This window comes from Streptomyces sp. NPDC038200, from assembly GCF_055600785.1.
The window spans coordinates 636,864-648,896 of record NZ_JBVJYH010000001.1; the positions used below are offsets into that span (position 1 = coordinate 636,864).

At 72.2% G+C, this 12,033-nt stretch carries 8 protein-coding genes; 5 read left to right on the forward strand and 3 right to left on the reverse strand.

The genetic code is table 11. The annotated features are described in order from the left end of the window. Window positions 1-214: 214 nt before the first annotated feature. Together manB and ACZ7KF_RS02625 are read right to left on the reverse strand one after the other, a co-directional pair. Window positions 215-1,297, reverse strand: a complete 1,083-nt coding sequence (gene manB, locus ACZ7KF_RS02620) for a mannose-1-phosphate guanylyltransferase (protein ID WP_471068671.1) — start codon at window positions 1,295-1,297, stop codon at window positions 215-217. A 227-nt stretch (window positions 1,298-1,524) separates the two neighbouring features. Next, window positions 1,525-3,057: a peptidoglycan recognition protein family protein gene (locus ACZ7KF_RS02625; protein WP_471068674.1), complete on the reverse strand. Its 1,533-nt coding sequence runs from the start codon at window positions 3,055-3,057 to the stop codon at window positions 1,525-1,527. A gap of 129 nt (window positions 3,058-3,186) precedes the next feature. On the opposite strand from ACZ7KF_RS02625, the gene ACZ7KF_RS02630 reads away from it, so the two are divergent. The 4 genes from ACZ7KF_RS02630 to ACZ7KF_RS02645 all read left to right on the forward strand — a co-directional run bounded on the left by ACZ7KF_RS02630 (window position 3,187) and on the right by ACZ7KF_RS02645 (window position 9,140). After that, the gene (locus ACZ7KF_RS02630) at window positions 3,187-3,942 is read left to right on the forward strand and encodes a TIGR03089 family protein (protein WP_471068677.1); all 756 of its coding nucleotides are present in this window, start codon (window positions 3,187-3,189) and stop codon (window positions 3,940-3,942) included. Window positions 3,943-4,193: 251 nt separating this feature from the next. Then, window positions 4,194-5,375, forward strand: coding sequence for an LCP family protein (locus ACZ7KF_RS02635; protein ID WP_471068680.1), 1,182 nt, complete (start codon window positions 4,194-4,196; stop codon window positions 5,373-5,375). 231 nt (window positions 5,376-5,606) lie between these two features. Beyond that, entirely contained in the window at window positions 5,607-7,412 is a 1,806-nt protein-coding gene (locus ACZ7KF_RS02640; protein ID WP_471068683.1) for an LCP family protein, read from the forward strand. A gap of 129 nt (window positions 7,413-7,541) precedes the next feature. Beyond that, entirely contained in the window at window positions 7,542-9,140 is a 1,599-nt protein-coding gene (locus tag ACZ7KF_RS02645) for an LCP family protein (protein WP_471069559.1), read from the forward strand. Window positions 9,141-9,197: 57 nt separating this feature from the next. Here the strand turns inward: ACZ7KF_RS02645 and ACZ7KF_RS02650 are convergent, their stop codons facing one another. After that, a complete protein-coding gene (locus ACZ7KF_RS02650) occupies window positions 9,198-10,226 on the reverse strand; it encodes a glycosyltransferase family 2 protein (RefSeq protein ID WP_471068686.1) in 1,029 nt (342 codons plus the stop codon). A 128-nt stretch (window positions 10,227-10,354) separates the two neighbouring features. On the opposite strand from ACZ7KF_RS02650, the gene ACZ7KF_RS02655 reads away from it, so the two are divergent. Beyond that, entirely contained in the window at window positions 10,355-11,857 is a 1,503-nt protein-coding gene (locus ACZ7KF_RS02655; RefSeq protein ID WP_471068689.1) for an LCP family protein, read from the forward strand. Window positions 11,858-12,033 lie beyond the last annotated feature (176 nt).

Below are 12,033 nucleotides of genomic sequence, written 5' to 3' on the forward strand. Positions count from 1 at the left end.
AACCGCACCGGCACCGGCACCGGCACCGGCACCGGCACCGGCACCGGCAGGCAACGGCAACGGCAACGGCAACGGCAACGGCCAGGATGCCGACTTGAGGCGCACCCCCGGACCTGCCCCCCCGCATCCACCACCCCGCCCGCGCGCACTGAGCGCCGCCCACACGGAGCGCCGCCGCACTGAGCGCCGCCGCACTGAGCGCCGCCGCGTCGAGCTACTGGTCGGAGGAGAACCGCACCGCCCCCGCCGGGATGCGGGCGTCGCACCACACCCTGGCTCCCTCGCGGAGTTCGTTGTCGGCGCCCACGATCGCGCCGTCGCCGATGACCGTGCCGGTGAGGACGGAGCGTTCGCCGACGCGGGCGCGGGTGCCGATGAGGGAGTCGGTGACGACCGCGCCGGGTTCGATGACGGCGCCGGGGAGGATGGTCGAGCCGAAGACCCGCGCCCCCTCCGCCACGAACGCGCCCTCGCCCACGACCGTGCCGCCGGTCACCTTGGCGTCGGGGGCGACCGTGGCCGTGGGAAGGACGAGGCGGTCGCCGCAGCGGCCGGGGACGGCCGGAGAGGGAGCGCGCCCGAGGACCAGGTCGGCCGAGCCGCGGACGAACGCGGCCGGGGTGCCGAGGTCCAGCCAGTAGGTGGAGTCGACCATGCCCTGCAGATGGGCGCCGGCCGCCAGGAGCCCAGGGAAGGTCTCGCGTTCCACCGAGACCGGGCGGCCGGCCGGGATCGTGTCGATGACCGAGCGGCGGAAGACGTACGCCCCCGCGTTGATCTGGTCGGTGACGATCTCCTCCGGGGTCTGCGGCTTCTCCAGGAAGGCCAGGACGCGGCCGGTCTCGTCGGTGGGGACGAGCCCGTAGGCGCGCGGGTCGGTCACCTTCGTCAGATGGAGCGAGACGTCCGCGCCCGTCGACGCGTGGGTGTCGACCAGTGCCCTGATGTCCAGGCCGGTCAGGATGTCGCCGTTGAAGATCAGCACCGGGTCGTCGGGGCCGGAGTGCAGACGGGCGGCGACGTTGCGGATGGCGCCGCCCGTGCCGAGGGGCTCCTCCTCCGTCACGTACTCGAGGTGCAGGCCCAGCGCGGAGCCGTCGCCGAAGTACGGCTCGAAGACCTCGGCCAGGTAGCTGGTGGCGAGGACGATGTGCTCGACGCCGGCTGCCCGCGCCCGCGCCAGCTGGTGCGTGAGGAACGGCACTCCGGCGGCCCGGACCATCGGCTTGGGCGTGTGCACCGTGAGCGGTCGCAGCCGGGTGCCTTTGCCGCCGACCAGGAGGATCGCTTCTGTCACCTGTCGTCTCTGCTTCCTGCCGGGACCGGCCGCACTACTCGTGGACTCTCGTTTCGGCCGGTCAGTGTATGCAGACCGGGCGACGACGCCTTCGCCGGCCGCGCGGTGTCCCACGAGATCGGCGTACGGTTTCCCCCGACCGCCATGGACCGGCCCCCCGGCCGGTCCCGCCCGTCCCCCGGACCACCCCGCCCGCCCCTCGACGGCGGTGAACGAGCGCGCCGGCCTCAACGCCCCTGCGAGCGTGCCGCGCTGGAGCGGGCGGTGCCGAGCTCGGCGTAGAGCCGCTTGCCGGGGCACTCGGTGGCGTACCCGTCCCGATGGCCGGAGATCACGTTCAGTCGTACGTTCTTCCCCTTGGGGTAGAGATTGCCACCACCCGACGTGAGATATGTCTTTCCGCGTGGATCGGCCCCGAAGAGCCCGAGCTTCCACGCGGTGAGCCTGGCGACGGCCGTCATCGCGGCGCCGGTCGGCTTGCCCGACCCGTACGTGCCGATCACGGCGACGCCCATGCTGTCGGTGTTGAAGCCGAGGGTGTGGGCGCCGAGCACCGCCCTGGCCACGCCCCCGGCCCGGCCCTCGTAGAGGGTTCCGCACTTGTCGACGAGGAAGTTGTAGCCGATGTCCCGCCAGCCCATGCTCTTGACGTGGTAGCGGTAGATACTGCGGATGACGGAGGGGGCCTGTGCGCAGGTGTACTTGTTGCCCGAGGCCGTGTGGTGCACGAAGGCCGCCTTGACCTTCCTGGTGTAGGCGAACCCGTGCTCGCGCAGTGACTCGTCCGCGCCCCAGCCCCGGCGCGTGACGATCCGCGGGCGCGGGCCGATGTGCGGCTTCGCCGGTGAGGGACCCTGGAGACGGGTCATCTCCTCCTCGGTGGCCGGCCGGTCCAGTTCCGGGATCTCCGTGGCGCCGAAGGCGGTGATCTCGGCGTTGGCTCCCGAGGCGGCGATCGCCGCCTCCGTGTCCAGCGCGGTGCGGGGCGGCTCGTCGGCCGGCAGGTCCGCGGGCAGCGCCTCCCCCGAGTCCCCCGTCTCCTCGGCGTCCCCCGCGTCCTTCCCGGGATCCACCAGTTCCAGGCGCAGCCCGGACGGCAGCGGCAGCGGGGCCGCGCCGCTTCCCGCCCGGCTCCCGGCGGACCGCGCGCCACGCGCGCCGCCCCCAGCGGAATCGCCGTCCGCGCCGGAATCGCCGCCCCGCCCGTCCACGTCCTCCGACCGCACCCGCACGTCCACCCCGTCCGAGTCGCCCACCCACAGTGGCGCGGTCGCCCCGCGCACCCGGCGGGAGGAGCGTTCCGCCGTGCCCGGTTCGGCGCCGTGGTCGGCGTTGTGCGTGTCGACGTCCTGCCAGCCGGACCACTGCCCCGTCGCGGCGGCGCGGGTGCGCACCTGCACCCGGCCGCGCAGCTCGGTGTCCGGGTCGTCCCAGACGACGCCCACCAGTGCGAACCGGTCGAGGCCGGCTCGGCGCAGCCCCTGCTCCGGAGCCACGCCGAGAACGCGCCGGCCGGAGAGGGGGACGAGCGGCAGCGACCGGGTACTGCCCGGGACCGTGGCCCGCGCCGCCCGGCCGGCGGTGACGGCACCGCGCCCGGGCACGGCAGGCGCCGCGGGCACGGCAGGCGCCGCTGTCGGGGTCGGCGCGGCGGTCGCGGTCGGCGCCGACGCGAGCGCGAGGACCACGGCGCAGGTGACACCGATCGAGCAGGCGGCGAGCGGGGAGACGCCGAGGAAGGGAGGGAGGTATCCACGCATGTGCAAGATCGTGGACATGGCCGTACACATCTGTCCATCGATGAACTGACGGACCGTCGGAAAACGTTCCGCCGAACCGGTGGCCCGGTCCCCCACGGCGCGCGCCCGCCCGCGCGTACCCTGTGCCGGGTGAACGCCACCGATCGCACCCCCGCCGACCTGCTGACTTCCGCGCTCGCAGCGGACCCCGGCCGCCCGCTGGTGACCTTCTACGACGACGCCACGGGCGAACGCGTCGAACTGTCCGTGGCCACCTTCGCCAATTGGGTGGCCAAGACCGCCAACCTCCTCCAGGGCGACCTCTCCGCCGGGCCCGGGGACCGGGTCGCGCTGCTGCTGCCCGCGCACTGGCAGACGGCGGTGTGGCTGCTGGCCTGCTCCTCGGTCGGCGCGGTCGCGGACGTCGCGGGAGACCCGGCGGCGGCCGACGTCGTGGTGAGCGGGCCGGACTCGCTCGACGCCGCCCTCGCCTGCTCCGGCGAGCGAGTGGCGCTGGCGCTGCGGCCGTTGGGCGGGCGCTTCCCGCAGACTCCGGCCGGGTTCGTCGACTACGCCGTGGAAGTGCCGGGCCAGGGCGACCGGTTCGCCCCCTTCGCCCCGGTGGATCCCGCGGAGCCCGCGCTGATCGTCGCCGGACGGGAGTTCAGCGGGGCGGAGGTCACCGAGCGGGCCGCGTCGGAAGCGGGCGCGCTCGGGCTCACCGGACCCGGGTCGCGGCTGCTGTCCGGGCTGCCGTACGACACCTGGGAGGGGCTGAGCGCGGGGCTGTTCTCGCCGCTGGCCGTCGGGGGGTCCGTGGTGCTGTGCCGGCACCTGGAGCGGCTGGACGAGGAGGGGCTCGCCAAGCGGGTCGAGAGCGAGCGCGTGTCGGCGGTACGGCGGTAGCCAGGCACCACGGCGGTCCCCTGCCCGCCGTCCCCCCGTCCGCCGTCCTCTCGTCCGCCGTCCCCTCGTCCGCCATCCTCTCGACCGCCATCCTCTCGACCGCCGCCCCCTCGACCGCCGCCCCTTCGTCCGCCGTCCCCTCGACCGCCGTCCCCCGGACGGAGTAACAAAGGGCGCTCCCGGTCCGCCTCCCCGCCATCGTCGTAAGTGCAGGACGGGACGCTCGTACGCCATGGAGGGGTGGACCTGACGTGGGCGACACCCAAGGCAATCACCAGGGTCCCGGTGCCGGCTCCTCGGCCACCGGGGAAGGGCTCGTACGACGCGGGCGTCGGCGGTGGAACAGGGGTGCGGCGCTCGTAGGGACCGTGCTCCTCGCCGCCGCCTCCGGCGCCGGCTGGGCCGTCTACGCCAAACTCGACGGCAACATCACCGCGGACGAGGCCGCCGCCGCCGAGCTCGCGCGCTACGAGCGGGAGCGGCCCACCGCGCTGGTGCGGGGCGCGCAGAACATCCTGCTGATCGGATCCGACACCCGGGCCGGGGACGGCAACCGCAAGTACGGCAAGGACCTCGGCACCGAGCGGTCGGACACCACGATCCTGCTGCACCTGGCCGCCGACCGGGACAGCGCCACCGCCGTCTCGCTCCCCCGGGACCTGATGGTGGACATCCCGTCCTGCCGGCAGGAGGACGGCAGGCGCAGCGACCCGGTGTTCGCGATGTTCAACCACGCCTTCCAGGTGGGCGGTTCGGCGTGCACGATCCGGACCGTCGAGAAGCTGACGGACATCCGCATCGACCACCACATGGTCGTGGACTTCAGCGGGTTCAAGGACATGGTGGACGCCGTGGACGGCGTGGAGGTGTGCCTGGAAGCGCCCGTGGACGACAAGGCGGCGAAACTGAAGCTGCCCGCGGGCCGGGTCACGCTCGACGGGGAGCAGGCACTCGGGTACGTGCGCGCCCGCAAGTCGCTCGGGAACGGCAGCGACACCGAACGGATGGAACGGCAGCAGCGGTTCCTCGGCGCGCTCGTCAACAAGGTGCGCAGCGGCGATGTCCTGCTGAATCCGGTGAAGCTGTATCCGGTGCTGGACGCGGCCACCTCCTCGCTGACCACCGATCCCGAACTGGCAAGTCTGGGCGGCTTGTACCAGTTGGTGCGCGGGCTGCGCGATCTCCCCACCGAACGCGTGCGGTTCCTGACGGTGCCGCGGGAGTCGTACGTCTACGACGCCAACCGCGATCAGCTCGTGGAGCCGGAGGCCGAGAAGCTGTTCGCACTGCTGCGGGCCGACCGGCCGGTGATGGTGGCCTCGGAGAATTCACAGAAAGTTCCCGGGGAGGGCACAGACTCGGCCGGGTCCGACGGCGCCTCGCCCGCCCCGACGTTCCGCGGAAACACCGCCGCCGAACAGACCTGCGGGTAAGGCGCGCACCAAGTCGGCGAACTTCCGTTCAGAAAATGAGGGGGATTGCCCGGTTGTAGGCACGTCGAATTTGTCACGGGCGTCGCCCGACGCTGAACTGGGCGGATAGTGTGAGCGATCCGGTGCACCTGGCCGCGAGGTCCGTCCTGGGGTCGTGCACTGTTTCACCGAGACCCGAGCGCCTTGGAGGGGGAAGGCGCCGCGTGGCCCCGACGGAGGATTCGGACAACCGTGGACGCGCAAGGCCGTGGGCGGGCGGAGAACATCGATCCCGCAGACCAGTGGGTACTCAATCCGAACACCGGCGAATACGAACTGCGACTGAGCAATTCCGCAGCGCAGCCGCCGGTACCCGGACCCCGTAGACCGTCCCCCCGGGACGGGGGCGGCGCGACGGGCGGGCGTGCGCGGCAGACGACCGGGGAGACCCGGCACGCTGCCGGGGAGAGCCGGCACACCGCCGGGGAGAGCCGGCAGACGCCCCGGGCGCGTGGCACCGAGGTGCCGGCGCCGCGCTCGGCACGCCGCCGAGGCGCCGAGCCGGAGGCACCGCAGGGGCGGCGCGCGTCCCGGCGGCCGGTGAAGAAGAAGAAGTCGAAGGCGAAGAAGATCCTGCTGTGGACCGGCGGGACCATGGCCTTCGTGCTGGTCGCCGTGACGGCCGCCGGCTACCTCTACATCAAGCACCTGAACGACAACATCACGTCCGTGTCCGACGACGGCGCCAGCACCGGCGGCTTCCGCAAGGACGAGGCGATCAACATCCTGCTGATCGGCACCGACAAGCGGACCGGCAAGGGCAACGAGGGGTACGGCGACGCGGGCAGTGTCGGGCACGCCGACACCACCATCCTGCTGCACCTCTCCAAGGACCGCTCCAACGCCACGGCGCTGAGCATCCCGCGCGACATGATCGTGGACGTCCCGGACTGCCCGACCACGCAGGAGGACGGCAGCCAGAAGGTCATCGCGGGCACGCAGGGCGTCCGCTTCAACACGAGCCTGGGGCAGGACGGCCGCACGCCGAGCTGCACCATGCGCACGGTGACCGAGCTGACCGGGATCAAGCCGGACGACTTCATGGTGGCCGACTTCAACGCGGTCAAGACGCTGACCGAGGCGGTCGACGGCGTCGACGTCTGTCTGGCCAAGGACATCGACGACCCGGACTCGCATCTGAAGCTGTCCAGGGGCACACACAAGATCTCCGGTGAGCAGGCGCTGGCGTTCGTGCGCACCCGGCACTCCGTCGGCTTCGGCGGCGACCTGAGCCGGATCGGGCTGCAACAGCAGTTCCTGGGCGCCCTGATGCGCAAGCTGAAGGGCAACGCCACGCTCACCAGCCCGACCAAGATGCTGAAGCTGGCCGAGGCCGGCACCAAGGCGCTGACCGTGGACGACCAGCTGGACAGCATCGGCAAGCTGAAGGACCTGGGGCTGGAGCTGGGCAAGCTCAACCCGAAGAACCTGGCCTTCACGACGGTGCCGGTCAAGGACAACCCCGCCGACGGTGTCGTGCACAAGACGGTGGTCCTCGACCAGGCGCTGGCCCCGCAGGTCTTCGACGCCATCCAGAACGACGTCTCCTTCACCGAGGTGAAGAAGCAGCAGAAGGCGGAGAAGGACGCGCAGGCCGCCCGGCTCAAGGGCAGCAAGGCACCCGCCTCCGAGGTCCGGGTGCGCATCCTCAACGGCGGCGCCGCGGGCGGCAGCGCCCAGGCGGTGCTCAACTGGCTGCAGAACGAGGAGGGCGTCGGCAAGTCGGAGAACTCCGGCAACGCTCCGGCCGCACTGGCCAAGACCACGCTGGAGTACGCGCCCGACCAGGCGGCCCAGGCCCGCCGGCTGGCCGCGATCATGGGCCTGTCGGGGGCCGCGATGAAACCCGGCAAGAGCGTGACCAACGCCCAGGGGCTGCCGGCGATGACGCTGACCCTGGGCAAGGACTTCAAGGGGGCGGGGGTCCCCCTCAAGGCGCCGTCGAAGGCGCCGGACGTCGACAAGTCCACGGCAGACAAGGTGAAGTGCGCCTCGTAGGTAACCCAAGGGGCCCGTCGTGCGTCTAACCGGACGCGGGGCGGGCCCGTTGCTTGGCGCAAGGGTGGGGAGGGCAGGGAGTTGGCGCAGAGCGAGGTGCGCGGGCAGGCTCCGGCGGTCGAGGACACGATGTCGCTCACGCCGAAGACCTCGGAAGCGCCGGCGCGTTCCGGCCGGCGCGGCGGCAGACGGCGGGCGGGCGGTCCGCAGACGGACCGGCCTCGACGCAGACGGCGCGCGCTGCGCTGGTCCGCGACCGTGCTGGCGGTGGTGATACTCGGCACCGGGGGTGCCGGATATCTGTACTACCAGCACCTCAACGGCAATATCAAGAAGGGTGCGCGCGCCAACGGCGACGACTCCAAGGCGCAGCGGACCGCGCCGAACGCGGCCGGCCAGACCCCGCTGAACATCCTGCTGATCGGCTCCGACAGCCGGAACTCCGCGGAGAACGTGAAGCTCGGCGGCAGCAGGGACCACGCCGGCGACCCACCGCTCGCGGACGTCCAGATGCTCATCCACCTCTCCGCGGACCGCAAGAGCGCCGCGATGGTCAGCATCCCGCGGGACACCCGTGTGGACATCCCCAAGTGCACGGACCCCGAGACCGGCAAGGTCTATCCGCCGACGAACGACATCATCAACGTCACCCTGGCCCGCGGCGGAGCCGGCTGCACGCTGCTCACCTGGGAGAACCTCACCGGGGTCTACATCGACCACTGGATGACGATCGACTTCTCGGGTGTGGTGCGGATGGCGGACGCCATCGGGGGTGTCGAGGTCTGTGTGCGGCAGAACGTGTGGGACCACCCGACGCCGAGGGTGCCCGGCGGCTCCGGGCTGAAGCTGAAGGCCGGAACACAGAAGATCTACGACAAGCAGGCCCTCCAGTGGCTGCGCACGCGGCACGCCTGGGGCGACGACCTGATGCGGGCCCGCGCCCAGCACATGTACCTGAACTCGATGATCCGTACGCTGAAGAAGCAGAACGTGTTCACCGACAGCGGCCGGCTGATGGACCTGGCCGAGGCGGCCACCAAGTCGCTGAAGGTGTCGGAGGAGATCGGCACCGTCAAGAAGCTCTACGACCTGGCCATGCAGATGAAGTCGGTGCCGGCCAACCGCATCACCTCGGCGACCATGCCCAACCTGAAGGACCCGCAGAACGGCAACCACGTCGTCCCGGACGAGCCCAACGCCGACAAGATGTGGGAGATGCTCAAGGACGACGTGCCGTTCGACAAGAACGGCGGCACGTCCGGCGCGAAGAAGGGCGCGGGCAAGGACAAGCCCACCAAGAGCCCCTCGCTGGACCCGAGCCGGCTCGGGGTGCTGGTGCAGAACGCCACCCGCACCTCCACCGAGGCCGCGGTGCAGCAGCGGGCCTCGGCCATCGGCCAGGTGCTCGTGCAGAAGGGCTACGCCCGGGCGCAGGCCGACACCTCGGGGAGCCTGGCCGAGGACAAGACGGTCGTGCGGTACCCGAGCGCGGACCTGGAGGGTGACGCCCAGGCCGTGGCCAAGTCGCTGGGCATCCCGATGAGCGCGGTGCAGAAGTCCACCGATGTGACGGGCGTCACGGTCGCCGTCGGCGCGGACTGGCGCACCGGCACGTCCTACCCGAAGCAGTCCCAGCCGAAGGCCGGTGACCTGCCCGCCAACTCCGACGCCGTCAACGGCTCGGACACCTCCGGGTGCATGCCGGTGTACAGCGTCTACCGGTGGTAGTCCGGTACGCACGCGAAGGGCCCCTCCTCCGGTGAGGAGGGGCCCTTCGCGCACCGGTCAGGCGGCGTCGACGACCGCCGGCCGCCGGGAGGCGATGACCTTCCTCGCCAGCGACTTCGGACTGGTCAGGAAGCCCCAGCCCCAGGACATGTGCATGGTGGCGAGGGCCACCGGGATCTGCAGCCGGGCCTTCAGGGGCAGCCCCTTGCCGGCCGGGACGGAACCCGCGGCGATCGCGGCCAGGTAGCCGCCGGGGATCACGAAGCCCCACGGGGTCAGCGCCGCGCCGACGACCAGGCCCGCGGCTATCGCGCACACCGCGGTCGGCGGCGCGAGGTAGCGCAGGTTGATCGAGCCGGAGTGGTAGCGGGCGACGACGTGCCGCCAACGGCCGTAGTCCTTGTACTGCTTCGCCAGCGCCCGCACGGACGGCCGTGGCCGGTACGACACCTTCAGCTCGGGCGAGAACCAGATGAGCCCGCCCGCCTCACGGATACGGAAGTTCAGCTCCCAGTCCTGGGCGCGGATGAACTCCTCGTTGTACCCGCCCTGCTGCTCCAGCGCCTCGCGGCGGAAGACACCGAGGTAGACGGTCTCGGCGGGTGCGGCCCGGCCACCGGTGTGGAAGGCAGCGTTGCCGACACCGATCTTCGAGGTCATCGCGGCGGCCACCGCGTGCTCCCAGGCGTTCTCGCCCTCGGCGTGCATGATGCCGCCGACGTTCTGCGCGCCGGTCTCCTCCAGGAGGCGGACCGCGGTCGCGATGTAGTTCGGCGAGAGCATGCCGTGGCCGTCGACGCGGACCACGATCGGGTGCCGCGACGCCTTGATCGCCGCGTTCAGCGCGGCCGGGGTGCGGCCGGTCGGGTTCGGGACGGTGTGCACGCGCGGGTCGTCGCGGACCAGCTCGGCGGCGATCTCGTCCGTGCGGTCCGTGGACGGACCGAGGGCGATCACGACCTCCATCTCGCCGGCGTACTCCTGCGCGAGGATCGCTTGGACGGCCCCGCGCAGATGCCGCTCCTCGTTGAGGACGGGCATGATCACGGACACAGCGGGGAGCCGCACGTCGGACTTGGCGTTCATAGGGGCCTCACGTTACCGCGAACGGGGGACACGGGTGCGCGCCGCCGGGGCTGCGGCGCGGGCTGGAGATCGTATCGGCCTACTGTGCTCGCGGATCCCACGTACGGCCTCGTCCGGAGGTGTCCTCCTTGCCCACCCCGCCTCGGTCCCCCGCCCCTGAGCAGCGCCGCCCGCAGCCGCCCCGCCGGGTGCCGCGCCCGCCCCAGCGGCCCGTGCGGTCCGTCCGGCCGCCCCGGCGGCCACGCTGGGCCATGCGGGCGGTCACCACGCTGTCGGTCGTGGTGCTCGCCTCCGCCGGGATCGGGCACGCGGTCGTCGCCAGCCTGGACGCGGGCATCGCCCGGATCGACGCCTTCAAGGACATGAAGAACCGGCCCCGGGCCGGTCACGGCATGAACGTCCTGCTGGTCGGCACCGACGGCCGCGACAAGATCAGCGAGCGGGACCGGCGCACCTACCGGCTGGGCGGGCAGCCCTGCCACTGCACGGACACGATGATGATCGTGCACATCGCGGACGACCGGGAGCGGGCCACCGTGGTGAGCCTGCCGCGCGACTCCTACGCCGAGACGCCCGCGCACGTCGACCAGAACTCCGGGCAGCGGCACGGCCCGCACCCGGTCAAGCTGAACGCCGCCTACGCCGAGGGCGGCCCCCAGCTGACCATCCGCACGGTGGAGAACATGACCCATGTGAAGATCGACCACTATCTGGAGGTCGACTTCACCAGCTTCATGAAGACCGTGGACGTGCTCGGCGGGGTCAAGGTCTGCACGGCGACGCCGCTGAAGGACCGGTACACCGGGCTGGACCTCGCGCCCGGCACGCACACCCTGCGGGGCGGCCAGGCGTTGCAGTACGTACGCGCCCGGCACCTCGACGGAGCCAGCGACCTGGGCCGGATGAAGCGGCAGCAGCGGTTCCTGGCCGCGCTGCTGGAGAAGGCGACCTCCTCCGGGGTGCTGCTGAACCCGATGCGGTTCCGGGACGTGACCCGGGCCGTGCTGGGCTCGGTCCGCGCCGACGCGGGCTTCGGCACCGACGAGCTGCTCGACCTGGGCCGCGCGATGCGGGACTTCTCGCCGTCCTCGTCCGAGTTCACCACCGTGCCCATCGGGCAGATGAACTACCCCGTCAAGGGCATCGGCTCGACCCTGAAGTGGGACCAGGCGCGGGCGGACCAGCTGTTCGGGGCGCTGCGGGACGACAAGCCGCTCACCGGAGACCAGCCGCGCCGTGATCCGGCGCAGGCTCCGGTACCGGTGGAGGTGGCCCCGGACACGATCCGGGTCCAGGTGGCGAACGGCACCGGCACGGTCGGGCTGGCCAAGCGGGTCGACGCGGCTCTCGCGGCGACCGGCTTCGCCACCACCCGCCGGCCGGTGACCGCTCCCGCCCGGGTGCCGCGCACGGTGATCTTCTACGACCCCCGCTGGGACCGCTCCGCCCGCTCCCTGGCCGCGGCCCTGCCGGGCAGCGAGCTGCGCGCGGCGCCGGGCCAGGGGCCGCTGCTGAAGGTGACGGCCGGCGCCGACTTCAGGAGCGTGCGCAACGTGCGCTTCGAGGACCCGGGCCGGCCGGAGCAGACCGTGGTGCGGGGCAACGAGGTGGTCTGCTCCGACAACGCCTGAGGGGGTGCCGGGACCGCCGGCCCGCGCGGGACGGTGCCCGTCGGGCGGGAAGCCCTCCGGGTCCGCTCAGGTCCTCTCGAGTCCTCTCGGGTCCCGTCCGGGTCCTCTCGGGTCCTCTCCCGGCCCTCCGGGGCCCTCCCGGGTCCTCCCGGGTCCTCCGGGGCCCTTCCGGGCCC

Bases quoted from the DNA above. Each gene is read 5' to 3' on its own strand.
- ACZ7KF_RS02625 (WP_471068674.1), bottom strand. From the start codon at position 3,057: ATGCGTGGATACCTCCCTCCCTTCCTCGGCGTCTCCCCGCTCGCCGCC.
- ACZ7KF_RS02645 (WP_471069559.1), top strand. From the start codon at position 7,542: ATGTCGCTCACGCCGAAGACCTCGGAAGCGCCGGCGCGTTCCGGCCGG.
- ACZ7KF_RS02650 (WP_471068686.1), bottom strand. From the start codon at position 10,226: ATGAACGCCAAGTCCGACGTGCGGCTCCCCGCTGTGTCCGTGATCATG.